Raw genomic sequence first — 26,710 nt, 5'->3', positions numbered from 1 at the left:
GTCGGCTCCTTTCAGGATTTGGGTTCCGCCTCGCGCGCCACCGCCTTGCGCAGGGCTTTTTCTTCCAGACCACTCAACCCCTCGCGGCGCGCCAGCTCGGCCACCACGTCGGCCGGTGTCTTGCCGTAGTGGGCCAGCGCGATCATGCTGTGGAACCAGAGATCGGCCACCTCGTTGACCAGCTTCTGCACGTCGCCACCATGGTCACAGTCCTTGGCGGCCATCACCGCCTCGGTGGCTTCTTCACCGATCTTCTTGAGGAAGGCGTCCGGCCCCTTGTGCAGCAGTCGCGCAACATAGCTCTTCTCGGGATCGCCGCCGTTGGCTGGCTTGCGGCTTTCGATGACCGCGGCCAGGCGCGCGAGCGAATCGGTGTCGGACATGGCACTCACTTGTAAATCGATTCCGGGTCCTTGAGCACCGGATCGACCGGCACCCACTGTCCATTCTGGTGGCTCTGGAAGAAGCAGCTGTGACGCCCGGTATGGCAAGCGATACCGGGCTCGTGGCCCAACTGGGTCACCTTGAGCAGCACCACGTCGTTGTCGCAGTCCAGCCGGATGTCGTGCACCGTCTGCACGTGACCGGACTCCTCGCCCTTGAACCAGAGCTTGTTGCGCGAACGGCTGAAATACACCGCACGCCCCAGCTCGGCCGTCTTCCGCAGCGCTTCCCGGTTCATCCAGGCGAACATCAGCACGTCGCCGGTGGCCGCTTCCTGCGCGATCACGGGAACCAAGCCCTGCGCATCCCACTTGATGGCGTCGAGCCAGTCCATCACAACCTCACCGGAATGCCGCGTTCGGCCATCCGCTGCTTGGCCTGGGCCACGGTGTACTCGCCGTAGTGGAAGATACTGGCAGCCAGCACCGCATCCACCCCACCCTGCTGCACACCGTCGGCCAGGTGGTCGAGATTGCCCACGCCGCCGGACGCGATGACGGGCACGCTGACCGCGTCGGCGACAGCGCGCGTGAGCTCCAGGTCGAAGCCGCTTTTGGTACCGTCGCGGTCCATGCTGGTCAGCAGGATCTCGCCAGCACCGTAGTCGGCCATCTGGCGTGCCCAGGTCACCGCATCCAGCCCGGTGTTCTTGCGGCCGCCGTGGCTGTAGACGTCCCAGCCCTCGCCGCGCGCAGCAGCGTCGTCCCCGTGGCGGCGCTTGGCGTCGATGGCGACCACGATGCACTGCGAGCCGTATTTGTCGGACGCGTCGCGGATTACCTGCGGATTGGCGATGGCCGCCGAATTGAAGCTGGTTTTGTCAGCACCGGCATTTAGCAGTCGGCGCACGTCTTCGACCGTGCGCACGCCGCCACCAACCGTGAGCGGGATGAATACCTGCGAAGCCACCGCCTCGATGATGTGCAGGATCAGGTCGCGCCCGTCGCTGGTGGCGGTGATGTCCAGGAACGTCAACTCGTCGGCACCCTGCTCGTTGTAGCGGGCTGCGATCTCCACCGGGTCACCAGCGTCGCGCAGTTCCACGAAATTGACGCCCTTGACCACGCGACCACCGGTCACGTCCAGGCAGGGGATGATGCGTTTGGCGAGCATCTCGGCCTTATCCGTTCAACTCGTCGGCCAGCGCCTGCGCCGCCTCGAAGTCCAGGTCACCGCTGTAAATCGAACGACCGCAGATCACGCCCTCGACGCCCTCATCTTCCACAGCACACAGCTTGCGGATGTCTTCCAGGTTCGACAGGCCGCCCGAGGCGATCACCGGAATCGACAGCGACTGCGCCAGCTTGACCGTCGCCTCAATGTTGATGCCGCTGAGCATGCCGTCGCGGCCGATGTCGGTGTAGATGATGGATTCGACCCCGTAGTCCTCGAACTTCTTGCCCAGGTCCACCACCTCGTGGCCGGTGAGCTTGCTCCAGCCGTCGGTGGCGACCTTGCCGTCCTTGGCGTCGAGGCCAACGATGATGTGACCGCCGAACGCGGTGCAGGCGTCCTGCAGAAAACCGGGGTTCTTGACCGCGGCGGTGCCGATGATCACGTAGCGCAGACCGGCGTCCAGGTAGCGTTCGATGGTGTCCAGGTCGCGGATGCCACCCCCCAGCTGCACGTCCACCTCGGCGCCGACCTCCTTGAGCACCGCGCGGATCGCCTGTTCGTTCTTGGGCTTGCCCGCGAAGGCGCCGTTGAGATCGACCAGGTGGATGCGCCGCGCACCCTTGTCGACCCAGCTGCGGGCCATGGCTGCCGGGTCCTCTCCGAACACCGTGGTCTGGTCCATGTCCCCCTGCTTGAGGCGAACACACTGGCCGTCTTTCATGTCAATGGCGGGAATCAGCAGCATGATGGTCGAAAAAGTGAGGGCACTCAGGGTTTCCAGGACAGGAAGTTCCGGTACAGCGCCAGGCCCTGATCGGCGCTTTTTTCCGGGTGAAACTGGGTTGCAAAAATGTTATCGCGCGCGATCGCCGACGCAAAGCGGCCGCCAAAGTCGGTCTCGCCCACCACATGCGCCGGATCGGCAGGACGCGCGAAGTAGCTGTGCACAAAGTAGAAATAGGCGCCATCGGCGATGCCGGACCACATCGGGTGCTCTGGCCGGCCAGCCAGGCGGTGGAACACCTGGTTCCAGCCCATCTGGGGCACCTTGAACCGGCTGCCGTCTTCCTGCAGCCGGTTCTGCAACTGGAACCGGACGACCTCGCCGGGCATGAGGCCCAGCCCGTCGGTCGGTCCCTCCTCGCTGCGCTCCAGAAGCATCTGCATGCCCACGCAGACACCAAACAGCGGCTTGTGAGCCGCAGCGTGCAACACGGCCTCTTTCAGACCCGAAGAGGCGAGTTCGTTCATGCAATCGGCCATGTGACCCTGCCCGGGCAGCACCACACGGTCGGCATCGAACACGGCCTGCGCATCGGAGGTGACGATCACTTCCACCCCCGAACCGATGGCGGCGTGCATCACCGCCTGCGAGACGGAACGCAGGTTGCCGCTGCCGTAGTCCACCACGGCGACTGTCTTGGATTTCATCAGGACCCTGAAGAGGAAAGACTCAGAGCGAACCTTTGGTCGAGGGGATCACATCGCCCAGGCGTTCGTCACGCTCCAGCGCCATGCGCAGCGCACGGGCGAAGGCCTTGAACACGGTTTCGGCCTGGTGATGGGCATTTTCGCCGTGCAGGTTGTCGATGTGCAGCGTCACACCGGCATGGTTGACAAAGCCCTGGAAGAACTCGAAGGCCAGTTGGGTGTCGAACGCGCCGACCATGCCGGCCTTGAAGGGCACACGCATGTGCAGGCCGGGACGGCCGGAGAAGTCGATCACGACGCGCGAGAGCGCCTCGTCCAGCGGCACGTAGGCGTGGCCGTAGCGGCGGATGCCTTTCTTGTCGCCCACGGCCTTGGCAAAGGCCTGGCCCAGAGTGATGCCCACGTCTTCCACCGTGTGGTGGCCATCGATGTGCAGGTCGCCCTTGGCCTCGATCTCCAGGTCGATCAGCCCGTGGCGGGCGATCTGGTCGAGCATGTGGTCGAAAAAGCCGATGCCGGTGGACAGTTGGGCCTTGCCCGAGCCGTCTAGGTTGATACGCACGCGGATCTGCGTCTCGGACGTGTTGCGCTGGACGTCGGCCACGCGGGGGCTGGCGGCAAAAGAAGGGGTGGTCATAGGCTGGCTTGCAGGGCAGCGATCATCTGCGTGTTCTCGTCGGGGGTGCCGACCGTCAGGCGCAGGCAGTTGCCGAGCAATGAGTGCATTTTAGAAACATTCTTGACCAGCACGCCGCGCGCCTTCAGGCCTTCGAAGGCCTTCTGCGCATCCGGCACCCGCACCAGCACCATGTTGGCCTGGCTCGGGAAGGGCTGCACGCCCGGCATGGCCGCCAGCGCGGCGATCAGGCGCTCGCGCTCGGCGCGGATGGTAGCCGCCTGTTGCGCGAACACGTCGGCATGTTCCAGCGCGAACAGCGCGCATTCGGCGTTGAGCACGCTCACGTTGTAGGGTGGGCGCAGCTTGTCGATCTCATGCACCAGCGCCTGCGGGCCGAGCATGTAACCGAGCCGCACGCCCGCCAGGCCGAACTTGGACAGGGTGCGCATGAGCAGCACATTGGCGTTGGCCGCCGGGTGGGCGCGTATCTCGTCCAGCCAACTGCGGCTTGAAAACGGCTGGTAGGCCTCGTCCATCACCACCAGGCCGCCGAAACTGCCGGCCTCGGCGATCAGGCGCCGGATCACGCCCGCATCCCACAGGTTGGCGGTGGGGTTGTTCGGGTAGGCGATGTAGGTGATGGTGGGCTGGTGCTGGCGCAGCGCGGCCAGCATGGCGTCTTCTTCGAGCTCGAAATCGGCCGTGAGCTGGACGCCGTGGAAGGCCAGACCCTGCAGCTGGGCGCTCATGGCGTACATCACGAAGCCCGGCAGCGGCGCGAGGATGGAGGCACCGGGCACGTCGCAGCCCATGGCCAGCAGCGAGATCAGCTCGTCCGAGCCGTTGCCCAGCATCAGGGCGCAGCCCTCGGGCAGATTCACGTAGCGCGCCAGCGCCTGCTTCAAGTCCTCGATGCGCGCGCCAGGGTAGCGGTTGACGGCCACGGCCCCCAGGCGCTCGCCCAGGGCGGCCTGCAGTTCGGGCGGCAGCGCAAACGGGTTTTCCATCGCATCCAGCTTGACCATGCCGGTCGAGTCCTGGATGGCATAGGCGTGCATGGACTGGATGTCCTGCCGGATGTTCTGCAACGGGTTCGGGGTGGTCATCGCGTTCACTTCGTGCCCCGCATCGGTGGCACGGTGGACAGGCGCAGCTCGGCGGCGCGGGCGTGGGCTTGCAGGCCTTCGCCGTAGGCCAGCTCGGCGGCGATGGCACCCAGCGGCTGGGCTCCGGCCTGGCTGACCTCGATCAGGCTGCTGCGCTTCTGGAAGTCGTACACGCCCAGCGGCGACGAGAAGCGGGCCGTGCCGCTGGTGGGCAGCACGTGGTTGGGGCCGGCGCAGTAGTCACCCAGGCTCTCACTGGTGTAGGCGCCAAGGAAGATGGCCCCCGCGTGCTTGAGCAGCGGCTCCCAGCGGTGCGGGTCGCTGCTGCTCACTTCAAGGTGCTCGGGTGCGATGCGGTTGCTGATGGCGCAGGCCTCCTCCATGTCGCGTGTGAGGATCAGCGCGCCGCGGTCGTTCAGGCTCTTGGCGATGATGGCCGCGCGCGGCATGGTGGGCAACAGGCGGTCGATCTCGCGCTGCACCGCGTCGAGGTAGGCGGCGTCGGGGCACAGCAGGATGCTCTGGGCCAGTTCGTCGTGCTCGGCCTGGCTGAACAGGTCCATCGCCACCCACTCGGCCGGCGTGCTGCCGTCGGCGAGCACCAGGATTTCGCTTGGGCCGGCGATCATGTCGATGCCCACGGTGCCGAACACGCGGCGTTTGGCGCTGGCCACGTAGGCGTTGCCGGGGCCGGTGATCTTGTCGACCTTGGGCACGGTGGCGGTGCCGTAGGCCAGCGCGGCCACCGCCTGGGCGCCGCCAATGGTGAAGGCGCGCGTGACGCCGGCCACATAGGCGGCGGCCAGCACCAGCTCGTTGCGCTCGCCACGCGCGGCGGTGGCCGCGCCCGTGCCGCCGGTGGCGACACTGCCGCGAACCGGGGTTGGCACCACCATGATGATTTCGCCCACGCCGGCCACGTGCGCCGGCACCGCGTTCATGATCAGGCTCGACGGGTAGGCCGCCTTGCCGCCGGGCACATAGATGCCCACCCGGTCCAGCGGCGTGACCTTCTGGCCCAGCAGCGTGCCGTCCTCGTCGCGGTAGGTCCAGCTCTCGCCGGAGGCCTTTTTCTGCGCCTCGTGGTAGCTGCGCACGCGACGCGCCGCGCTCTGCAGCGCCTCGCGCTGGGCGGCTGGCAAGCCGTCGAACGCGGCCTTGAAGTCGGCCTGCGTCAGCTCCAGCTCGGCCATCGAGGCGGCCTGCAGGCCGTCGAAGCGCGCCGTGTATTCCAGCACCGCGGCATCACCGCGCTGCTTCACGTCCCCCAGGATGTCCGCCACGCGCTGCTCGATCGCATGGTCCGTGTCCGCCGACCAGTGCAGCCGGGCTGCAAACTGCGCCTCGAAATCGGACGCGGTGGTGTTCAGGCGGGCGGGCTGGGCGGACAGACTCATGATGGAACGGACTGTTTGGAAATGGCTTGTGAGAAAGCGTCAAGGATGGGGCGGATGGCGGCCTGCTTGAGCTTGAGCGCGGCCTGGTTGACCACCAGGCGCGAACTGATGTCCATGATCTGCTCGACCTCGACCAGGTTGTTGGCCTTGAGCGTCTTGCCGGTGGACACCAGGTCGACGATCGCGTCGGCCATGCCGGTCAGCGGCGCCAGTTCCATGCTGCCGTAGAGCTTGATCAGGTCCACGTGCACACCCTTGCTGGCGAAGAACTCGCGCGCGATGGTGGTGTACTTGGTCGCGACCTTCAGGCGCGAGCCCTGGCGCACGGCCGAGGCGTAGTCGAAATCGGCCGGAACCGCCACGCTCATGCGGCACTTGGCGATCTGCAGGTCCAGCGGCTGGTACAGGCCCTGGCCGCCGTGCTCGATCAGGGTGTCCTTGCCCGTCACGCCGAGGTCGGCGCCACCGTATTCCACATAGGTCGGCACGTCGGACGCGCGCACCAGCACCACCCGCACGTCCGGCTGGTTCGTCGGCAGGATCAGCTTGCGGGAGGTTTCCGGGTCTTCCAGCACCTCGATGCCCGCGGCCGCGAGCAGCGGCAGGGTTTCGTCGAAGATGCGGCCTTTGGACAGCGCCAGGGTGATCATTTGATTCTTTCGATATCGGCACCGATGCCACGCAGCTTGGCTTCCATCTGGTCGTAGCCCCGGTCCAGGTGGTAGATGCGGTCGACGATGGTTTCGCCCTCGGCCACCAGGCCGGCGATCACCAGGCTGGCCGAAGCCCGCAGGTCGGTGGCCATGACGGTGGCGCCCTGCAGGCGGTCGATGCCCTCGATCACGGCCACCTTGCCGTCGGTCTGGATCTTGGCGCCCAGACGGACCAGTTCGTTGACGTGCATGAAGCGGTTTTCGAAGATGGTCTCAGTGACCTTGCTGGTGCCGGTGGCGATGCAGTTGAGCGCCATGAATTGCGCCTGCATGTCGGTCGGAAAGCCGGGGTACTCGGTGGTGCGGAAGCTCTGTGCCTTCAGACGTCCCGAGGCGCGCACACGGATGAAGCCCTCACCGACCTCAATTTCAGCGCCCGCGTCGCGCAGCTTGTCGATGACCGCGTCGAGATGGTTGGCACGGCCGTAGCGCAGCACCACATCGCCCCCGGTGGCGGCCACCGCGCACAGGAAGGTGCCGGCCTCGATGCGGTCGGCCACCACCTGGTGGGTGCAGCCGTGCAACCGGTCCACGCCCTGGATGTGGATGCGGCTGGTGCCATGGCCTTCGATCTTCGCGCCCATGGCGATCAGCATTTCGGCCAGATCGGGAATCTCGGGTTCCTGCGCCGCGTTCTCCAGCACCGTTTCGCCCTCGGCCAGCGCGGCGGCCATCAGGAAGTTCTCGGTGCCGGTGACGGTCACCATGTCGGTGGCGATGCGTGCGCCCTTGAGGCGGCTGCGACCCTGAGGCAGCTGGGCCACCATGTATCCGTGTTCGACCACGATCTCGGCGCCCATGGCCTGCAGGCCCTTGATGTGCTGATCCACCGGGCGCGAGCCGATGGCGCAGCCACCCGGCAGCGACACCTTGGCGCGGCCGAACCGAGCCAGCAGTGGGCCCAGCACCAGCACCGAGGCGCGCATGGTTTTCACCAGCTCATAAGGCGCTTCCGGGTTGAGGCTGTCGGGCGCCACGAAACTCATGCCACCGCGCTCGCCGTGCGTTTCGGTCTGCACACCCATGTTGTCGAGCAGCAGGCGCATGGTGGCCACGTCGCGCAGACGCGGCACATTGTTCAGGTACACCGGATCAGCGGTGAGCAAGGAGGCACAGATCTCGGGCAGCGCCGCGTTCTTGGCGCCCGAAATGGTGACCTCGCCGTTGAGGGGACGTCCACCGGTGATTCGCAGTTTGTCCATGGTGTCGGGGCGCTCAGTTCTGGGCCGCCCATTCGGCGGGGGTGAAGGTCTTCAAGGACAGGGCGTGCACCTCGTCCGTCTTGATGCGTTCGCCCAATGTGGCATAGACGCGCTGGTGGCGCGCGATCGGCCGCTTGCCCTCGAACTCGGGCGAGACGATCACGGCGGCCCAGTGGCGGCCATCACCGGTGACTTCGATGTGCTCGCAGGACAGGCCGGCGGCGATGAGTTGTTGCAGCTGTTCAGCAGTCATGGAAGGAATCGCTCAGTGACGGATTTTGTAGCCGGTGCGCAGCAGGTGCAGGGCCAGGGCACTGACGGCCACCAGCGCGCCGCCCACCAGACCCAGACTCATCCAGGGCGACACATCGCTCACCCCGAAGAAGCCGTAGCGAAAGCCGTCGATCATGTAGAAGAACGGATTGAGATGGCTCACCGTCTGCCAGAAGTCGGGCAAGGAATGGATGGAATAGAACACGCCCGAGAGAAAGGTCATGGGCATGATGATGAAGTTCTGGAACGCCGCCATCTGGTCGAACTTCTCGGCCCAGAGCCCCGCGATCAAGCCCAGCGCGCCCAGCAAGGCTGCACCCATGAAACCGAACACCAGAATCCACAGCGGCGCCACCAGACTGGGCTGGGCATACCACCAGGTCACCGCCATCACGCCCGCGCCCACCGCGAGGCCACGCACCACCGAGGAGCCGACGTAGGCAAAGAACCAGGCGCGGTGAGACAGCGGCGTGAGCAGCAGGAACACAAGATTGCCCATGATCTTGCTCTGGATCAGCGAAGAGCTGCTGTTGGCAAACGCGTTCTGCAGCACGCTCATCATCACCAGGCCGGGCAGCAGGAAGGCGGTGTAGTTCACCTGGCCGTAGACCTTGGCGCTGCCTTCGAGCACGTGCCCGAAGATCATCATGTACAGGATGGCCGTGATGACCGGCGCCGCCACGGTCTGGAAGCCGACCTTCCAGAAGCGCAGCACCTCCTTGTAGAACAGGGTCTGCCAGCCGTTCATGGGGTGGCCTCCTGTACCTGACCGGAGGCTCGCTCCATCACCTCGATGAACACATCCTCAAGGTCGGCCTTGCGGATTTCCACGTCCTCGGCGACCACGCCGGCCTCCCGAGCGCGCGCCAGCCACTGCTCGACCTCGATCGCGTTGTGCGCCGGCAGCTGCACCACCCGACCCGTGACGCGCGCCTGCGCCGCCAGCTCCGGCGGCAGCGCCTGGTCGGTCTTGAACCGCAGCACGTTGGACGAGGCCTGGCGCAGCAGATCGGACGTCTTCTCCAGCGCCACCACCCGGCCCAGCTGCAGCATGGCGATGCGGCCGCACAGGGCCTCCGCCTCTTCCAGATAGTGGGTCGTCAGCAGCACCGTGCTGCCCTGCTTGTTGAGCTGGCTTATGAACTGCCAGAGGGTCTGGCGCAGTTCCACGTCCACACCCGCCGTGGGCTCGTCGAGCACGATCACTGGCGGTTTGTGCACCAGGGCCTGCGCCACAAGCACCCGGCGCTTCATGCCACCCGAGAGCTGGCGCATGTTGGCGCCCGCCTTGTCGGTCAGCCCCAGCCCTTGCAGCAGTTCGTCGATCCAGTCGTCGTTGTGGTGGATGCCGAAGTAGCCGGACTGGAAGCGGAGCGCCTCACGAACGTTGAAGAACGGGTCGAACACCAGCTCCTGGGGCACCACACCGAGCGCACGCCGCGCGGCCGCGTAGTCGGACTGGACATCGTGCCCCTGCACCAGCACACGACCACCGCTGGCCCGCACCAGTCCGGCCAGCACGCTGATCAGTGTGGTCTTGCCGGCGCCATTGGGACCCAGCAGGCCAAAAAACTCGCCGGGCTGGATGTCAAAGGACACGCCTTTGAGCGCCTGCAGCTCGCCACGGGCCGAAGCGTAGGTCTTGGAAACGTTCTGAAAGGAAACTGCGGGCATTGCGGAAGCGGGCCAGGTCACCGGACGCTGGCAGGACATCTGCTGACCGCGGGTGAGCCGTCGATTTTATGTCGCGGCGCGCAATGCCGCTGGCGAGCGGCTCAGGCGGGCAGCAGCTCGGCCACGCCGTAGAGTGTGACCAGCGCCTGCAGGCGCTGCGGCATGCGGGCCACCTGCAAGGTCTTGCCCTGGGTCAGCAGCGCGTTGCGCAGCTCCAGCAACACCGCCACCGCCGAGGTGTCGAACACCTTTAGCGGGTCGGCGTTCAGCACCACGGTCGGGCCTGCCTGGCGGACCAGCGCGTCCCGGAGCCTTTCCAGCGTCTGGGCGGCACCGGACAGGGTCAGTTGTTCCGGCATGGGGATGGCGGCGGTTTCAGACACGCTCATCTGCCCTCAGCTGGTCTTACCGGCTGCGCTCTTGTTGCGCTGGACCAGGTTGGCAATCAGCCCGTCGATGCCCTTGGTGTTGATCTCCTGGGCAAACTGGGACTTGTAGGTCTCCACCAGCCAGACGCCCAGCACGTTCAGGTCGTAGATCTTCCAGCCGCTGTCCACCTTTTCGAGGCGGTAATCGAGCTGGATCGGCTCGCCCTTGCCACGCACTTCGCTGCGCACCACAACCTCGGTGTCTTCCGGCTTCGAGCGCATTGGCTTGAAGCTCAGGGTCTGGTCGCGGACTTCGCCGAGGGCACCGGCATAGGTCCGGACCAGCAGGGTCTTGAACTCGTCCTGGAGCTGTTTCTGCTGCTCGGGCGTCGCCTGGCGCCAGGCGCGGCCGACGGCCATGGACGTCATGCGGGAGAAGTTGACGTTCGGCATGATCTTGGCGTCCACCAGTGCAACGATGCGGCTGATGTCCCCCTTCTGGATCGCCGGATCGGCTTTCACGGAGGCGAGCACATCGCTGGAAATGCGCTTGACGAGCGCATCCGGTGCTTCCACCTCTGCCATGGCCAGCGGGCTTGCGAAAACAGCGGCGGCGGTGATGAGGCTGAATATCCAATGACGGCGTTGCATGTGCGATGTCCTTTCAGAAGCGGTGTGTGACCCGGCGCAGTGCCGGATCTTCGGTCCGCATGGGACAGGGACTGTACGGCACCGGTTCCGGGTGAATGTGTCGGAACTGTAATTCAGAGGTATCGGTTTGTGGGTCAGTCGGACCCGTCCTTGAGCCCGATGCCCTTGTCTTTCAGGTCCTCGATCTGGCTTTCCCGGCGCTGCAGATAGAGGTCGCGGGTGAAGCTGTACTTGTCGAGCGCAGCGCCCTCCAGCAAGGTCGTTGCGCGCAACAGGTTGGCCCTGGTTTCCACCGCTCGCAACACATACAGGGAGTTGCGGGTCGGGATATCGGAGATGCCTTGCACCAGGTCGCCACTGGACTCGATGCTGAAGCCCGCCGCGTCGCGCACGGTGGAGGGGCCGAAGATCGGCAGCACGAGGTACGGCCCCGAGGGGACGCCCCATCGGCCCAGCGTCTGACCGAAGTCCAGGCGGGTGCGCTCGATCCCCATTTCAGAGGCCACATCGAAGAGGCCGGCAACGCCAAAGAAGGTGTTGACGTTGAAGCGGAGGAAGTTCTCGGCGGCCTCACGGGGCCGCAGCTGCAGCGAGGCGTTGATGAACGACCAAACGTCGCGCAGATTCTCAAAGAAGTTGTTGACACCTGTGCGGACCGGGTCGGGCGTGACGTCGCGGTACACGGTGGCAACAGGTTTGAGCACCGCCCCATCCACCGCATCATTGAACGCTGTCACCTGCCGGTTCAGGGGTTCCAGCGGGTCGCGTGGGCTTGCGTTCGGACCGCTGGCACAACCCGTCAGCACGCCGACGAGCAGCAGCGATGCCAGCCAGCGCAAGAGACGGCGGCCATCGAATCTCATGTCAATCTCCTGGGCACGCACCATGGCGCACTCACTGCGGTTTTTGTTCACCGCCATCGGCGGCCTTGTTGAACAGGAACTGGCCGATCAGGTTTTCCAGCACCACCGCAGACTGGGTTTGCGTGATCACGTCACCCGCTTGCAGATTCTTCTCGTCTCCGCCGGGTTCGATGCCGATGTACTGGTCACCCAGCAGCCCCGAAGTCAGGATCTTGGCCGACGAATCCTTGGGAAAAGCCACCCCCTTGTTGACTTCCATGGTCACCACCCCGAGGTAGGTCTGGGGATCCAGTGTCACGCTGGTCACCCGCCCGACATGGACGCCCGCCGAGCGCACCGGCGCGCGCGCCTTCAGCCCGCCGATGTTGTCGAAGCGCGCCTGCAGCGTGTAGGTGTCGCCACCGTTGGTGAAGCTGGCCAGGTTGGCCGCCTTGAGTGCGAGGAACAGCAGCGACAGAGCGCCGAGCACGACAAACAGACCAACAAAAATTTCAATGCTTTTCTTGTTCATAGGTTCTCCCGAATCAGGGGGTCGAGAACATCAGGGCGGTCAGGATGAAGTCCATCGCCAGCACACCCAGCGAGGCGGTGACCACCGTTCTTGTGGTTGCATAGGCCACACCCTCCGGGGTGGCTTCGGTTTCATAGCCCTGGTAGAGCGCCACGGCGGTGCAGATGACACCGAACACTGCACTCTTGACGACACCGTTGCCAACGTCCCGCCAGACATCTACGCCGTTCTGTTGGATCGACCAGAAGTTGCCCGAGTCGATGCCGATCAGCAGCACGGCGACCACATAGGCGCCGAGAATACCGACGGTGGAAAACAGGGCGGCAAGCAAGGGCATCGACAGGATGCCGCCCAGGAAGCGCGGTGCCAGCACCCGGGCCTTGGGGTCGATGGCCATCAGCTCCATCGCCGCGATCTGTTCGCCGGCCTTCATCAGTCCGATCTCGGCCGTCAGCGAGGTGCCGGCGCGCCCTGCAAACAGCAGCGCCGTCACAACCGGTCCCAGCTCCCGCACCAGCGCCAGATTGACGATCAGGCCTAGCGACTCGGCGGCACCATAGGTGGTCAGCGCGTAGTACATCTGCAGTGCCAGCACGAAGCCGACGGACAGGCCTGAGGCAACGATGATCACCAGAGAACGGTTGCCGATCGCATGGATCTGCCCGACCACCAGACCGAAACGTCGCAGCGCCGCCGGCATTGCACGCAACAGGTCCAGAAAAAACAACGCGCCGTGACCCCAACGCGCCAGCAAGGCCAGCACCAGCTGGCCAATCTTCTGTAACAGGTTCATGCGGCAGCCCTCGGACCATAGTCTTCGGCGACAGACCGGGCCGGGTAGTGGAACTTGACCGGACCGTCCGGTTCGCCACGCACGAACTGGCGCACCTCGGGATCGGTGCTGGCCATGAGTTCGGCGGGCGTGCCCTGCGCCACCACACGACCGCCCGCTGCGAGCAGCACCACATGGTCGCTGATCGCCATGCACTGCGGGATGTCGTGGGAAATCAGCAGCGAGGTGGCACCAGTCACATCGGTCAGGGTGCGGATGAGCTTCGCGGCCACGCCCATGGACACCAAATCGAGGCCAGCAAAGGGTTCGTCGTACATGATCAGCTCCGGATCGAGCGCGATCGCCCGGGCGAGCGCCACGCGACGGGCCATGCCACCGGAGACTTCGCTGATCTTGAGATGGGCCGCGCCCCGCAAGCCCACCGCATCGAGCTTCATCAGCACGATGTGGCGGATCAGCGGCTCGGGCAGGTCGCTCATCTCGCGCAGGGGAAACGCGACGTTGTCGAACACGTTCAGGTCGGTGAACAGGGCACCGAACTGGAACAGCATGCCCAGGCGGCGGCGCAGCCGGAACAGCTGCGCCTTGTCGGCGGTGTTCACCACCTCACCGTCGAACACCACGCGGCCGCTGTTCGGCGCATGCACGCCGCCGATCAGGCGCAGCAGAGTGGTTTTTCCGCAGCCGGAACCGCCCAGCACGGCCGTGATCTTGCCGCGGGCGAACTGGAGGGAGATGTCGTTGAGGATGGTCCTTCGGCTGTCGTAGCCGAAGGTGACATGGTCGATGTCGATAAAAGGGGTATCGCTCATGAGGCCAGATGTGTGACCGGGCATTGTCGCATGGGCGTCGAAAACGCCCGGCCCGCCTCCGGCAATCCCCCAGGACTCATCGCGGCAGGTCGGACTGCCCCATCAGGAACTCGTCCACCGCCCGCGCCGCCTGGCGTCCTTCGCGGATGGCCCACACCACCAGGGACTGGCCGCGGCGCATGTCACCGGCCGCAAACACCTTGGGCACGTTGGTGACGTAACCACCGGTAAAGTCCGTCGAGGCCTTGGCGTTGCCACGGGCATCCTTGTCGACACCGAAGGCGTCCAGCACGGTGGACACCGGGTTCACGAAGCCCATGGCCAGCAGCACCAGGTCGGCCTTGTATTCCTTTTCGGTGCCGGCCACCTCGACCATCTTCCCGTCCTTGAACTCCACGTTCACGGTCTTGAGGCCGGTGAGCTTGCCGTTCTTGCCGATGAACTCCTTGGTGGAGATGGCGAATTCGCGCGCGAGGATGCCTTTCTCGGCGCTCTCGTCGTGGCTGGAACTGGTGCGCAGCTTCAGCGGCCAGTACGGCCACACCAGCGGCTTGTTCTCCTGCTCGGGCGGCTGCGGCATCACCTCGAACTGGGTCACGCTCACGGCGCCGTGGCGGGTGCTGGTGCCCACGCAGTCGGAGCCGGTGTCGCCGCCACCGATCACGATGACGTGCTTGCCGTCGGCGCGCAGCTGGTTCTTCAGCTTGTCGCCGGCGTTGACTTTGTTCTGCTGCGGCAGGAACTCCATCGCGAAGTGCACGCCGTCCAGGTCACGCCCCGGAACTGGCAGGTCACGGCTCTGCTCGGAACCGCCGGTCAGCAACACGGCGTCGAACTGGGCCTTGAGGTCTTCGGCGCTGATCATGGTCTTGGCGTCGTTGGTGACCTTGCTGCCCTCGGGCATGGTGCCGATCAGGGTACTGGTCTTGAACACCACGCCTTCGGCTTCCATCTGCGCGACACGGCGGTCGATGTGCGACTTCTCCATCTTGAAGTCGGGGATGCCGTAGCGCAGCAGACCACCGATGCGGCTGTTCTTCTCGAACACCGTCACGTCGTGACCGGCGCGCGCCAGCTGCTGGGCCGCGGCCAGGCCGGCCGGGCCGGAGCCGACCACGGCCACCTTCTTGCCGGTCTTGTGCCGGGCGGGCTGCGGCTGGACCCAGCCGTTCTCCCAGGCCTTGTCGATGATCGCGTGCTCGATGGACTTGATGCCCACCGCGTCGCCATTCACGTTGATGGTGCAGGCCGCCTCGCAGGGTGCGGGGCAGATGCGGCCGGTGAACTCGGGAAAGTTGTTGGTGCTGTGCAGCACGGTGATGGCGTTCTGCCAGTCGCCCTGGTACACGAGGTCGTTGAAGTCCGGAATGATGTTGTTGACCGGGCAACCGTTGTTGCAGAACGGCGTGCCGCAGTCCATGCAGCGCGCGCCCTGGATCTTGGCCTGGCTGTCGTCCAGCGCAACCACGAATTCCTTGTAGTGCTTCAGGCGTTCGGCAACGGGCTTGTAGCCCTCTTCCAGACGCTCATATTCCATGAAGCCGGTGACTTTTCCCATGATGTTGGTCCTGCGTGGGGTGGTTGCTTCTTACTTGGCGGGGGCCGTCTGCTTTTTGGCGCTGCCCTGGGCCTTGCCGGTGGCGGCCACGGCCGCCTTCTTGGCGTTGATCTCGGCCAGGGCGCGCTTGTATTCGGTCGGGAAGACCTTCACGAACTTGGCGCGGGCTTCGGCCCAGTTGTCCAGCAGCTCGCGGGCACGCTTGCTGCCGGTCCAGCGGTTGTGATCCTGCAGCAGCTTCTTGAGCTGGGCTTCGTCGGTCTGGTCGCGGTGCCAGATCGCCTTGTCCGTAGTGGCTTCCTGTTCGGTGGCGGACAGCACCTTCTCCAGCGCGACCTGGGCGGTGTTGCAGCGCTGGGCGAACAGGCCGTCCTCGTCGTAGACGTAGGCGATGCCGCCGCTCATGCCGGCCGCGAAGTTGCGGCCTGTCTTGCCCAGCACCACCACGGTCCCGCCGGTCATGTACTCGCAACCGTGGTCGCCCGTGCCTTCGACGACCGCCGTGGCGCCCGAGAGGCGCACGGCGAAGCGCTCGCCTGCCACGCCGCTGAAGAAGGCTTCACCGGAGGTGGCGCCGTACATCACCGTGTTGCCGACGATGATGTTGCGGGTGGACTCGCCTCGGAAGTCGATGCTCGGACGCACCACCACACGGCCGCCCGACAGGCCCTTGCCGGTGTAGTCGTTGGCGTCGCCGATCAGGTACAGCGTGATGCCGTTGGTCAGGAACGCGCCGAAGGACTGACCGCCCGTGCCTTCGAGCTGGATGCGGATGGTGTCGTCCGGCAGTCCCTCGGGGTGCACCTTGGTGACCGCACCCGAAAGCATGGCGCCCACGGAGCGGTTCACGTTGCGCGCCACCTCGATGAACTGGACCTTCTCGCCCTTCTCGATGGCGGCCTTGCTCTTGGCGATCAGCACGTTGTCGAGCGATTTTTCAAGACCATGGTCCTGCTTCTCGACATGCAGGCGCGGCACATCGGCCGGCACCGCCGGCGTGGCCAGCAGACGGCTGAAGTCCAGGCCGCGGGCCTTCCAGTGCTCGATGCCCTTCTTCATGTCCAGCAGGTCGGCGCGACCGATCAGCTCGTCGAACTTGCGGATGCCCAGCTGCGCCATGATCTGGCGCGCTTCTTCGGCGATGAAGAAGAAGTAGTTGACGACGTGCTCGGGCTTGCCCGAGAACTTCTTGCGCAGCTCCGGGTCCTGCGTGGCCACGCCCACCGGGCAGGTGTTCAGGTGGCACTTGCGCATCATGATGCAGCCCTCGACCACCAGCGGCGCGGTGGCGAAACCGAACTCGTCGGCGCCCAGCAGCGCGCCGATGACCACGTCGCGGCCGGTCTTCATCTGCCCGTCGGCCTGCACGCGAATGCGGCTGCGCAGGCGGTTGAGCACCAGGGTCTGCTGGGTTTCGGCCAGGCCGATTTCCCAGGGCGAACCGGCATGCTTGATCGACGACCAGGGCGAAGCGCCCGTGCCACCGTCGTGACCTGCGATCACCACGTGGTCGGCCTTGCACTTGGCCACGCCCGCGGCGATGGTGCCCACGCCCACTTCGGACACCAGCTTGACGCTGATGTCGCTGTGCGGCGCCACGTTCTTGAGGTCGTGGATCAGCTGGGCCAGGTCTTCAATCGAGTAGATGTCGTGGTGCGGCGGCGGGCTGATGAGGCCCACGCCCGGCACGCTGTGGCGCAGCTTGCCGATGTATTCCGACACCTTGCCGCCGGGCAGCTGGCCACCCTCGCCCGGCTTGGCGCCCTGGGCCATCTTGATCTGGATCTGGTCGGCGCTGGCCAGGTACTCGGCCGTGACACCGAAGCGGCCCGAGGCGACCTGCTTGATCTTGGAACGCAGCGAGTCGCCGGCTTCGAGCGGGTAGTCCACCTCGAAGATGTTGCCCAGCAGGTCGGACATGGTCTGACCCTGCTTGATCGGGATGCCCTTGAGCTCGTTGCGGTAGCGCAGCGCGTCCTCGCCGCCTTCGCCGGTGTTGCTCTTGCCACCGATGCGGTTCATCGCCACGGCCAGCGTGGCGTGTGCTTCGGTGGAAATGGAACCCAGCGACATGGCGCCGGTGGCAAAGCGCTTGACGATCTCCTTGGCCGGCTCCACCTCGTCGATGGAGATGGCCTTGGACGGGTCGATCTTGAACTCGAACAGGCCGCGCAGCGTCATGTGGCGCCGGCTCTGGTCGTTGATGATCTGGGCGTATTCCTTGTACGTGTTCCAGTTGTTGGCGCGCGTGCTGTGCTGCAGCTTGGCAATCGCGTCGGGCGTCCACATGTGCTCTTCGCCACGGGCGCGCCAGGCGTACTCACCGCCGGTTTCCAGCATGCTGGCCAGCACCGGGTCGTCACCATACGCCGCCTTATGCATGCGGATGGCTTCTTCGGCGATCTCGAACACGCCAATGCCTTCCACGCGGCTGGCGGTGCCGGTGAAGTACTTGGACACGGTCTCGCTGTTCAGGCCGATGGCCTCGAACAGCTGGGCGCCGCAGTAGGACATGTAGGTCGACACGCCCATCTTGGACATGATCTTGGACAGCCCCTTGCCGATCGCCTTGATGTAGTTGTAGATCGCCTTCTCGGCGCTCAGCTCGCCCGGCAGGTCTGCGGCGATCGCCTGCAGGGTTTCCATGGCCAGGTAGGGGTGCACGGCTTCGGCGCCATAGCCCGCCAGCACGGCGAAGTGGTGCACCTCGCGCGCGGTGCCGGTTTCGACCACCAGACCGGCGGTCGTGCGCAGGCCTTCGCGCACCAGGTGCTGGTGCACGGCCGACAGCGCCAGCAGCGCCGGCACGGCCACCTGGGTGCGGCTCACGCCACGGTCGCTGATGATCAGGATGTTCTTGCCACCCTTGATCGCGTCCACGGCTTCGGCACACAGCGAGGCCAGCTTGGCTTCCACGCCTTCCTTGCCCCAGCTGACCGGGTAGGTGATGTCCAGCGTGGCGCTCTTGAACTTGCCCTGCGTCACCGACTCGATGTTGCGCAGCTTGGCCATGTCGGCAGCGTCCAGCACCGGCTGGCTCACCTCCAGCCGCATCGGCGGGTTGACCTGGTTGATGTCCAGCAGGTTGGGCTTGGGACCGACGAAGGACACCAGCGACATCACGATCGCTTCGCGGATCGGGTCGATGGGCGGGTTCGTCACCTGGGCGAACAGCTGCTTGAAGTAGTTGTACAGCGGCTTGTTCTTGCCAGAGAGCACGGCCAGCGGGCTGTCGTTGCCCATGGAGCCGATGCCCTCTTCGCCGTTGGCGGCCATGGGGCTGAGCAGGAACTTGATGTCTTCCTGCGTGAAGCCAAACGCCTGCTGCTGGTCCAGCAGCTCGGGCGACACGCGCTCAGCGCCCGTGGACTGGGGCTCGGTTTTGGTGATCGGCAGTTCGACGGCGTCTTCGCCGGCCACCGGATGCTCCACATCGTCCAGGCGGATGCGCAGGTTCTCGATCCACTGCTTGTAGGGCTTGCTGTTGGCGAGGTTGGCCTTCAGCTCCTCGTCGTCGATCATGCGGCCCTGCTCCAGGTCGATCAGGAACATCTTGCCGGGCTGCAGGCGCCACTTGCGCACGATCTTGTTTTCCGGGATCGGCAGCACGCCCGACTCGGACCCCATGATCACCAGATCGTCGTCGGTGATGCAGTAACGCGAGGGGCGCAGGCCGTTGCGGTCCAGCGTGGCGCCGATCTGGCGGCCGTCTGTGAACACGATGGAGGCCGGGCCATCCCAGGGCTCCAGCATGGCGGCGTGGTACTCGTAGAACGCGCGGCGGCGCGGGTCCATCATGGTGTGCTGTTCCCAGGGCTCGGGAATCATCATCATCACGGCCTGGCTGATGGGGTAGCCGGCCATGGTCAGCAGTTCGAGGCAGTTGTCGAACGTGGCGGTGTCGGACTGGCTGGCGAAGCTGATCGGGTAGAGCTTCTGCAGGTCGGCGCCGAGCACGGGCGAGGACATCACGCCTTCGCGCGCCTTCATCCAGTTGTAGTTGCCCTTGACGGTGTTGATCTCGCCGTTGTGCGCCACGTAGCGGTAGGGGTGCGACAGCGGCCACTCGGGGAAGGTGTTGGTGGAGAAGCGCTGGTGCACCAGGCCCAGGGCGGAGACGCAGCGAGGGTCCTGCAGGTCCAGGAAATAGGTGCCCACCTGGTCGGCCAGCAGCAGGCCCTTGTAGACCACGGTGCGGCTGCTCATGCTGGGCACGTAATACTCTTTGCTGTGCTTGAGCTTGAGCGCCTGGATGTGGGCGCTGGCGGTCTTGCGGATGACGTACAGCTTGCGCTCCAGCGCGTCCTGCACGATCACGTCGTTGCCGCGACCGATGAAGACCTGCCGCATGATCGGCTCTTTCTCGCGCACCGTCGGGGACATGGGCATGTCCTTGTTGACGGGCACATCGCGCCAACCCAGCAGCACCTGGCCTTCGGCCTTGATGGCGCGCTCCATTTCCTGCTCGCAGGCCAGGCGGGACGCGTGCTCCTTGGGCAGGAAGATCATGCCCACGCCGTACTCGCCGGCCGGCGGCAGCGTCACGCCCTGCTTGGCCATTTCTTCGCGGTACAGCGCGTCCGGCAACTGGATCAGGATGCCAGCGCCGTCACCCATCAGGGCATCGGCCCCCACGGCGCCGCGGTGGTCGATGTTTTCCAGGATCTTGAGCGCCTGGGTCACGATGTCGTGACGCTTCTCGCCCTTGATGTGCGCCACGAAACCGACGCCGCAGGCATCGTGCTCGTTGGCCGGGTCGTACAGACCCTGTTGCTGGAACTGCTGTTGTTCGGCTGCCGTGGTCATGGCGCTTCCTTTTCTGGACAAGGGCTTGGCAAAAATGCGCGGGACGCGAAGCTTAATGCACTGCAACATCGGTGCCAAGGAAAATAATTAGGGTCAGATTCTTATAAATTACAATCAAAGCACTCAAACAATAAATAAGGGTCAGATTAATTTCAGCAAAACAACGCTGATTCCAAAGGATTTTTTCTGAACGCCATCAGGGCGGTGTCTTTTTTGGTCGTCCGGCACGTGCAGGAATCAGCCGACGATCGGTGTCCTTGCTGAGCGAGGCGAGGTAGTCCGGGTCGCCCAGCGCCCAGCCATGCCACAGCGAATTGGCGATGGCGCCCATCTGTTGCGCATTCAGTCCGGCACGCACCAAATCGGCGTATGCGGCTTCGCGCGCAAACGGCGTGTTGCCCAGCGCCCAGTACATCGAATGGGGCGTGATGTGACGGTCCTGCGCCTGGCCCGCGTGGTGGCGGTGACTGGACCAGGGATAGGACTGCGCATCGGCGCACAACCCCTCCCGCACCGGGTCCAGATCGATGAAGACCATGCAGGACAGCAGATGACGCTCCGCCTGGATCAGCGTGGATCGGTAGCGCCCCTCCCAGAGCGTGCCGCTGCGGCCGTGACGCCGGTTGAAGCAGCGCACATAGTCCCGGCCCACGCCCTGCATCAGGCGGGGCACGCCGTCGGCGGTCGAGGGCGTGCACAGCAGCTGGAAGTGGTCCGGCATCAGCACATAGGCGTGCACCGCCACCTTCAGCTGTTCGGCCCGAGCCCAGAGCAGGTCCAGCAGGGTGTCGCGGTCGGTGTCGTCCAGCACGATGGCCTGCCGGTTGTTGCCACGGTGCATCACGTGATGGACCTGACCGGGCAGGGTCAGGCGGGCCAGTCGAGCCAAGGCAGTCTCCGTTGAAATCTGTCCCCGATTATGTCCCCGAGGTGTTCAACCGCCTCACAGGAACTGGCTGGGCTCTCCCACAATCAGGCGCGCCAGTTCGTCCAGCCGGGCCGGGTTCACCTGGCCCACCGGCAGTTCGGTCGTCACAACCTCCATGCCGCCGACGCAGGCCAGCCGGAACCTCAGCAGCGCGGCGTCGTGGTCGGCTGTGACCATCACGCTCGCCCGCGCCGCCATGTCGAACTCGAAGACGATGGCCAGAAGGGCATTGGACTCTGGGTGCCGCTGCTCAACGCGCTCGTGCACCACATGGCCCGCGGCCAGGCGCTTCTGCACCCGCTCCAGGTCCGGCGGGAAGTTCACACTCACCCGGCCCCGGCGCACCTCGCCCTCACGGGGGCCCAGCTTCCAGCCCAGAGCCAGGTAGTCGAACACCTCGCGATCGCGCAGGCGCTTCTTCCGGGCATCGAAACGGAAGTCGTGTTGCCGCATATCGGGCCAGAGATGCTTGTGATCGAGCCCAAGCCGCTGCGCCGGCGGCTGGATGACGCTCAACTGGCGGGCGAGTTCGGACAGGTAGTTCCAGACCACCTGACAGGCCGCTTCCGTCGCCGCCGTGCGGGCTTCCAGCCCGTGCTGCTGCTCGCCCTGCTCGGCCTGCCGGGCCTGCGCCTGTCGTTTGAGCTGCTGGAGATAGCTCATGGGATGCGTTCCGTCCTGTTGGTCCTGCCCTGGGCTGCTAGTCGCGAGCGCCCTCGTCGGCGGCAGTGTATCGCCCCTCAATTGGCCGGGGTTCCAGGCCGTGCAGTCCACTCCCGCTGCAGCCGCACCGCCAACAGCAGGCCCAGCAGAGAGCACGCCCCCGTCAGCACCCAGGTCCAGTGCCAGCCACCGACACGCGTCACCCACCAGGCCACTGCAGGCGGGCCGATGAACTGACCCAAAGCGGAGAACTGCTGCATCCAGCCGACGGTGGTGGAGACCGTATCCCGGCCCGGGGCCAGCACCACGGCCACGCCAAAGAGCGTGCCCGGGATCAGCCCACCGACCGCCGAAAACAGCAGCACGGCCAGGTACTGCAGCACCGGGTAACCAACAGCACCAAACGCAACCACCGCTCCCGCCGCCATCGCCCCGTACCCCAGCGCCACCAGCACCCCGGGCCGCGCCCCCCTGGCCAGCCACCGCCCGGCGGCCACATTGCCCACCATGTTCACCGCGGCGGCCAGTGCGCTCAGCACCGCCACGTTGGCAGCCCCCAGGCCCGCCTGCACATAGATCGTGGGCAGGAAGCCCACCACCGCCAGCCACTGGCCCGAATACAAAAGAAAGCCCAGCGCCACCAGCCAGGGCCCTGGCGCGCGCAAGGTTCGCTTCAATCGCGGCCAGAGGGACGAAGAAGTGGCCGGTCCGGCATCGCCGGCGACTGTTGCCGGCACCCGCAGCGCCAACCAGGCCGCCGCCGCCAGACTGCACAGCGCCAGCAGCCACCAGGTGGCGCGCCAGCCCGACCAGGCCATCAGCGGCACACCCAGCAACAGCGCCAGCGAGGTGCCCATCGGCATGTAGGTGCCCCACCAGCCCAGCGCACGGGATAGGCGCACCGGGTCGCGCAGGTGCAGCCTCAGCAGCCCTGGCGCCGGCAACACCGTCAGAAGGAACCCGGCGCCCTCCACCACCCGGAACACCAGCAACCGGTTCACGTCGGGCGCCAGTGCGCCCCCTGCACTGCCTGCGGCCAGCACACACAGCCCCACAAGCATCACCCGGCGCGGGCCCAGCCGATCGGCCAGCAGACCGACGAGCAACCCTAGCGAGAGGCCTGCCAGTTGCACCAGCGACAGCAGAAAACCGGCCTGCACCAGGTTCAGCGCCAGCTCGGCCTGGAGGTGCGGGATTGCCACGGGCAGCTTGCCTACATGCAGCGCGGAGCACACGCCCACACCGACCACCACCGGGGCCAGACCCTGGCCATCGGTGGAGCGCGGGGGGGCTGACGGAGGGTTCATGGACACTCAGGGAAACAGCACACGGCCGCTGAGGCGCTGGTGTTCGCGGATGGCAAAGCGGTCCGTCATGCCGGCGATGTAGTCGGCCACTGCCCGCGCGGGTTGGCGGTCCTTGAGCGGCGAATGCGGCCATTCGTCCAGGCGCTCGAGGTACATCGAAAACAGCTCTGTGACCACCTGTGCCGCCCGCTCTGTGGTGTCCATCACCTGGGGATGGCGGTAGAGGTTGCGCAACAGGAAGTGCTTGAGCTTCTGCGATTCGGCTTTCATCTCGTCGGAGAAACCCACCAGCGGAAGCGCCTGCACGCGCACCTGATCAATGGTCTCCACCCCCGAGGCCGCGATGCGTGCCTGTGTCGTGTCGATCACGTCGTAGACCTGGTCGCTGAGCATCAGGCGGATCGACTCGAACAGCAACCGGCGCCCCCCCAGGTCGGGGTGTGCGTCCAGGGCCTGGCGGCGATAGCGGTCGAACAGGGGCACCTCGGAGATCTGTTCCAGCGTCAGCAGCCCGGAACGCACGCCATCGTCGATGTCGTGGGCGTTGTAGGCGATCTCGTCGGCCAGGTTGCACAGCTGCGCCTCCAGCGACGGGCAGCCGCCCGACACAAACCGCTGGGCCACGCCACCCGGTTCGGCTTTCAGCAGGCGTTCCGCATGCATTCTTGAACAGTGCTTGAGGATGCCCTCCCGGGTCTCGAAGGTCAGGTTCAGGCCATCAAATGCCGGGTAGCGCTCTTCCAGCGCATCGACCACCCGCAGGCTCTGCAGGTTGTGCTCGAAGCCCCAGTCCACCTCGTCGGTCAATGGCGCATTCGGGCGCGCGGCTTTCATCGACGCGTTGAGCGCATCCTGGCCGGCATGGCCGAAGGGCGTGTGGCCCAGATCGTGGGCCAGGGCAACCGCCTCGACCAGGTCTTCGTTCAGACCCAGCGTGCGGGCGATGCTGCGCCCCAACTGCGCCACCTCCAGGGAATGCGTCAGACGGGTGCGGAACAGATCGCCCTCGTGGTTCAGGAAGACCTGCGTCTTGTAGACGAGGCGCCGGAACGCGGTGGAGTGAATGATCCGGTCGCGGTCGCGCTGGAACACTGAGCGTGTGGGCGCCTCTGGCTCGGCAAACCGGCGGCCTCGGCTGCTCGCCGGATCGGCCGCGTAGGACGCCAGCAGCATCCGTCCAGGCATTGGCGGAATGACCATCCGGGGCGTCAGCACGAAGACCAGGACCTCACGCGACGCAGCTTTCGGCAATCACCTCGCCCACCACCGCATCGGGCGCCCCCTGCAGCAGGGCCTTCCCGCCTCCGTCCACCAGCACGAACCGGATCTCGCCCGCCTCTGACTTTTTGTCCAGTCGCATCAAAGAGAGGTAGCGCGCCACGTTGTCACCTTCGTCCAGCACAGGCGCGCGAACCGGCAATCCGGCCGCCTCAACCACCGCCTTGATGCGCTCGACAAACGCGTTGTCGACCAGCCCCATGCGCGCGGACAGCCGGGTGGCCATCACCATGCCACAGCCCACCGCCTCACCATGCAACCAGGCGCCGTACCCCATGCCCGCCTCGATCGCATGGCCGAAGGTGTGGCCGAAGTTCAGGATCGCCCTCAAGCCCGACTCGCGTTCGTCCTGGCCCACCACCTCCGCCTTGATCTGGCAACTGCGCTTGACGGCATGCGCCATGGCCCGGGGATCCCGCGCGCGCAGCGCCCCCATGTTGCGTTCGATCCAGTCCAGAAACGCCATGTCGGCGATCGGCCCGTACTTGATCACCTCGGCCAACCCCGCGCTGAGCTCGCGCTCCGGCAAGGTATCGAGTGTCGCCAGATCGCACAACACCCGCTGAGGCTGGTAGAACGCACCAATCATGTTCTTGCCCAGCGGGTGGTTGATCGCCGTCTTGCCCCCCACCGAAGAATCCACCTGAGCCAACAGCGTGGTGGGCACCTGTACAAAGGGCACGCCTCTCATGAACGCAGCGGCGGCAAAGCCGGTCATGTCACCCACCACCCCCCCCCCGAGAGCAAACAACACCGTTTTGCGGTCACACGCCGCACCCAGCAGGGCATCGAAGATCCGGTTCAGCGTCTCCCAAGTCTTGAAAGCCTCGCCGTCCGGCAACACCACATGCAACACGGTGCGGTAGTGCGGTGCCAGCGAACTCCGGAGGCGCTCCAGGTAGATGGGCGCCACGGTGTCGTTCGTCACGATCATGGCAACGGATGCCGACGGCAATCCCGAGAAGGCGTCGGCCCGATCAAGCAAGCCTGCCGCGATGTCGATGCAATAGCTGCGTTCGCCCAGGTCGATGATCACCTGTTCGCCGCCAACGGGGGAAAGATCTCTGCGCATGGCCCAAGTGTAGGGCCAGGAATTGCCCGCCCGAAAGACAGGCGAAGTCAAACCGGGCCGGGCCCACCTCGTGCGACAGCTCCAGGCGCCAACTCCAGTTGCATGACGATCATGTTCACCAGCGTGGCCACCGAAGGCCGGCCCGTGTCGATGACGTAATGCGCAGCCTCCCGGTACAGGGGGTCGCGCGCTGAATACAGGTCCTTGAGCCGCTGAAGGGGATCGGCTACCTGCAGCAACGGCCGGTTGCGGTCATGGCGCAAACGCCGAAAAACCTCTTCTGGCGAAGACCGAAGGTAAACCACCTGGCAACGGTCATGAAGCCGCTGCCGGTTGGCTGGGCGCAACACTGCCCCCCCACCCGTGGAGAGCACACGGCCCTGCCCTTGGGACAACTCATCAATCACCGACTCTTCGATGTCCCTGAACCGGTCTTCACCCTCGCGCTCGAAGAACTCTCGAATCGAACATCCCAAGCGATGCTCAATCACATGATCGGAGTCCGAAAAAGACAGAGAAAGCCGGCGCGCCAGTTGCCGGCCGATGGTCGACTTGCCGGAGCCTGGCAAACCGATCAGTGCGATGGAGGACAAATGATCAACTCATTAAGGACATTGGCGCTTGCCGTCACCAAGGACAGCAAGCGCCGCTCGATATTCAGGCAGACCCGCTGCCCAGACGATCACTCGGCTGGAGTGGTTTCCTCTTCAGGCTTCTCTGCCTCTACAGTGAACTCGACTGTCGCGGTCCTAGAGTGGTAATCCAGAACAGTAATCACAAATGGATCGCCACATTGCCCAGTCGGTCGGACCGTGAATTTCGGGTCTTTCCCTGTGGCCTCGGTCTTGTCAACGATCAAGCCTCCAGGGTTTGCATTGACGATGCGAAAAGGCGCCTGCCCACCAATGATCGTGAACACGGTCGGATCCGCATTTGCAGCACCAGCGCAACTACCTGTCGCAGACACCACTGTCAACTTAGCCTCGTCAGGACTGACCGAGAATTCAGTCGAATCCCCTGCAATGTCACCCCCACCTCCGCAAGACGCCAACGCCAACGCCACCACCAGACTTCCCGCAACTTGCGCCGTTTTTTTCAGCATGCGTAACTCCTAATTCCAGTAAT

Annotated in this window: 28 protein-coding genes; all 28 read right to left on the bottom strand. The window is 65.3% G+C overall.

Annotated elements, in window-relative coordinates:
- Positions 1-11: 11 nt before the first annotated feature.
- Complete coding sequence (locus BC358_RS17240; RefSeq protein WP_066152870.1) at positions 12-383, bottom strand: phosphoribosyl-ATP diphosphatase; 372 nt, start codon at positions 381-383, stop codon at positions 12-14.
- Positions 384-388: 5 nt separating this feature from the next.
- Positions 389-778: a phosphoribosyl-AMP cyclohydrolase gene (gene hisI / locus BC358_RS17235; RefSeq protein WP_066152866.1), complete on the bottom strand. Its 390-nt coding sequence runs from the start codon at positions 776-778 to the stop codon at positions 389-391.
- Positions 778-1,557, bottom strand: a complete 780-nt coding sequence (hisF, locus tag BC358_RS17230) for an imidazole glycerol phosphate synthase subunit HisF (RefSeq protein WP_079366772.1) — start codon at positions 1,555-1,557, stop codon at positions 778-780. The genes hisI and hisF overlap by 1 nt, the downstream gene beginning before the upstream one ends.
- A 7-nt stretch (positions 1,558-1,564) precedes the next feature.
- Positions 1,565-2,305: a 1-(5-phosphoribosyl)-5-[(5-phosphoribosylamino)methylideneamino]imidazole-4-carboxamide isomerase gene (gene hisA, locus BC358_RS17225; RefSeq protein ID WP_066152860.1), complete on the bottom strand. Its 741-nt coding sequence runs from the start codon at positions 2,303-2,305 to the stop codon at positions 1,565-1,567.
- A gap of 23 nt (positions 2,306-2,328) precedes the next feature.
- On the bottom strand, positions 2,329-2,991 hold the full coding sequence (gene hisH / locus BC358_RS17220) for an imidazole glycerol phosphate synthase subunit HisH (protein ID WP_079366771.1): 663 nt from the start codon (positions 2,989-2,991) through the stop codon (positions 2,329-2,331).
- 22 nt (positions 2,992-3,013) lie between these two features.
- On the bottom strand, positions 3,014-3,628 hold the full coding sequence (gene hisB / locus BC358_RS17215; protein WP_066152854.1) for an imidazoleglycerol-phosphate dehydratase HisB: 615 nt from the start codon (positions 3,626-3,628) through the stop codon (positions 3,014-3,016).
- A complete protein-coding gene (hisC, locus tag BC358_RS17210; protein WP_079366845.1) occupies positions 3,625-4,716 on the bottom strand; it encodes a histidinol-phosphate transaminase in 1,092 nt (363 codons plus the stop codon). The genes hisB and hisC overlap by 4 nt, the downstream gene beginning before the upstream one ends.
- A gap of 5 nt (positions 4,717-4,721) precedes the next feature.
- Positions 4,722-6,113 (bottom strand): histidinol dehydrogenase, encoded by a 1,392-nt coding sequence (gene hisD, locus BC358_RS17205; RefSeq protein WP_066152848.1) that lies wholly within the window; start codon positions 6,111-6,113, stop codon positions 4,722-4,724.
- Positions 6,110-6,763, bottom strand: a complete 654-nt coding sequence (gene hisG / locus BC358_RS17200; protein WP_066152846.1) for an ATP phosphoribosyltransferase — start codon at positions 6,761-6,763, stop codon at positions 6,110-6,112. Before hisG ends, hisD begins: the two co-directional genes overlap by 4 nt.
- Positions 6,760-8,028, bottom strand: a complete 1,269-nt coding sequence (murA, locus tag BC358_RS17195) for a UDP-N-acetylglucosamine 1-carboxyvinyltransferase (protein ID WP_079366770.1) — start codon at positions 8,026-8,028, stop codon at positions 6,760-6,762. Before murA ends, hisG begins: the two co-directional genes overlap by 4 nt.
- A gap of 13 nt (positions 8,029-8,041) precedes the next feature.
- Positions 8,042-8,281, bottom strand: coding sequence for a BolA family protein (locus tag BC358_RS17190; RefSeq protein WP_066152840.1), 240 nt, complete (start codon positions 8,279-8,281; stop codon positions 8,042-8,044).
- Between the two features lie 12 nt (positions 8,282-8,293).
- Positions 8,294-9,049 carry an ABC transporter permease gene (locus tag BC358_RS17185; protein ID WP_079366769.1) on the bottom strand — a complete coding sequence of 252 codons (756 nt, stop codon included), beginning with the start codon at positions 9,047-9,049 and terminating at the stop codon, positions 8,294-8,296.
- Positions 9,046-9,975, bottom strand: coding sequence for an ABC transporter ATP-binding protein (locus BC358_RS17180; RefSeq protein ID WP_066152834.1), 930 nt, complete (start codon positions 9,973-9,975; stop codon positions 9,046-9,048). The genes BC358_RS17185 and BC358_RS17180 overlap by 4 nt, the downstream gene beginning before the upstream one ends.
- A 101-nt stretch (positions 9,976-10,076) precedes the next feature.
- On the bottom strand, positions 10,077-10,364 hold the full coding sequence (locus BC358_RS17175) for a lipid asymmetry maintenance protein MlaB (RefSeq protein ID WP_066152831.1): 288 nt from the start codon (positions 10,362-10,364) through the stop codon (positions 10,077-10,079).
- A 6-nt stretch (positions 10,365-10,370) separates the two neighbouring features.
- A complete protein-coding gene (locus tag BC358_RS17170) occupies positions 10,371-10,994 on the bottom strand; it encodes a phospholipid-binding protein MlaC (RefSeq protein ID WP_079366768.1) in 624 nt (207 codons plus the stop codon).
- Between the two features lie 134 nt (positions 10,995-11,128).
- A complete protein-coding gene (locus BC358_RS17165) occupies positions 11,129-11,857 on the bottom strand; it encodes a VacJ family lipoprotein (RefSeq protein WP_066152825.1) in 729 nt (242 codons plus the stop codon).
- Positions 11,858-11,888: 31 nt separating this feature from the next.
- Complete coding sequence (mlaD, locus tag BC358_RS17160; RefSeq protein ID WP_066152822.1) at positions 11,889-12,368, bottom strand: outer membrane lipid asymmetry maintenance protein MlaD; 480 nt, start codon at positions 12,366-12,368, stop codon at positions 11,889-11,891.
- Between the two features lie 13 nt (positions 12,369-12,381).
- Positions 12,382-13,161 (bottom strand): lipid asymmetry maintenance ABC transporter permease subunit MlaE, encoded by a 780-nt coding sequence (gene mlaE, locus BC358_RS17155; protein ID WP_079366767.1) that lies wholly within the window; start codon positions 13,159-13,161, stop codon positions 12,382-12,384.
- Positions 13,158-13,973 carry an ABC transporter ATP-binding protein gene (locus BC358_RS17150; RefSeq protein ID WP_066152814.1) on the bottom strand — a complete coding sequence of 272 codons (816 nt, stop codon included), beginning with the start codon at positions 13,971-13,973 and terminating at the stop codon, positions 13,158-13,160. Before BC358_RS17150 ends, mlaE begins: the two co-directional genes overlap by 4 nt.
- Positions 13,974-14,049: 76 nt before the next feature.
- Entirely contained in the window at positions 14,050-15,531 is a 1,482-nt protein-coding gene (locus BC358_RS17145) for a glutamate synthase subunit beta (RefSeq protein WP_066152811.1), read from the bottom strand.
- Between the two features lie 30 nt (positions 15,532-15,561).
- Positions 15,562-20,337 (bottom strand): glutamate synthase-related protein, encoded by a 4,776-nt coding sequence (locus BC358_RS17140; RefSeq protein ID WP_079366766.1) that lies wholly within the window; start codon positions 20,335-20,337, stop codon positions 15,562-15,564.
- Positions 20,338-20,533: 196 nt separating this feature from the next.
- Positions 20,534-21,226 carry a transposase gene (locus BC358_RS17135; protein ID WP_079366765.1) on the bottom strand — a complete coding sequence of 231 codons (693 nt, stop codon included), beginning with the start codon at positions 21,224-21,226 and terminating at the stop codon, positions 20,534-20,536.
- A 54-nt stretch (positions 21,227-21,280) separates the two neighbouring features.
- Positions 21,281-21,928, bottom strand: a complete 648-nt coding sequence (locus tag BC358_RS17130; RefSeq protein WP_066152801.1) for a hypothetical protein — start codon at positions 21,926-21,928, stop codon at positions 21,281-21,283.
- A gap of 77 nt (positions 21,929-22,005) precedes the next feature.
- The gene (locus tag BC358_RS17125; protein ID WP_079366764.1) at positions 22,006-23,235 is read right to left on the bottom strand and encodes a CynX/NimT family MFS transporter; all 1,230 of its coding nucleotides are present in this window, start codon (positions 23,233-23,235) and stop codon (positions 22,006-22,008) included.
- 6 nt (positions 23,236-23,241) lie between these two features.
- Complete coding sequence (locus tag BC358_RS17120; protein ID WP_079366763.1) at positions 23,242-24,408, bottom strand: deoxyguanosinetriphosphate triphosphohydrolase; 1,167 nt, start codon at positions 24,406-24,408, stop codon at positions 23,242-23,244.
- Positions 24,409-24,463: 55 nt separating this feature from the next.
- Positions 24,464-25,585: a 3-dehydroquinate synthase gene (aroB, locus tag BC358_RS17115; RefSeq protein WP_079366762.1), complete on the bottom strand. Its 1,122-nt coding sequence runs from the start codon at positions 25,583-25,585 to the stop codon at positions 24,464-24,466.
- Between the two features lie 47 nt (positions 25,586-25,632).
- Positions 25,633-26,178: a shikimate kinase gene (locus tag BC358_RS17110; RefSeq protein WP_256861565.1), complete on the bottom strand. Its 546-nt coding sequence runs from the start codon at positions 26,176-26,178 to the stop codon at positions 25,633-25,635.
- An 89-nt stretch (positions 26,179-26,267) separates the two neighbouring features.
- Positions 26,268-26,687, bottom strand: coding sequence for a hypothetical protein (locus tag BC358_RS21965; protein WP_127804414.1), 420 nt, complete (start codon positions 26,685-26,687; stop codon positions 26,268-26,270).
- Positions 26,688-26,710 lie beyond the last annotated feature (23 nt).

This window comes from Hydrogenophaga sp. H7, from assembly GCF_002025745.1.
Taxonomy (GTDB): domain Bacteria; phylum Pseudomonadota; class Gammaproteobacteria; order Burkholderiales; family Burkholderiaceae_C; genus Hydrogenophaga; species Hydrogenophaga pseudoflava.
The sequence above is the reverse complement of the archived record's forward strand: the minus strand, read 5'-3'. Positions and strand labels throughout refer to the sequence as shown.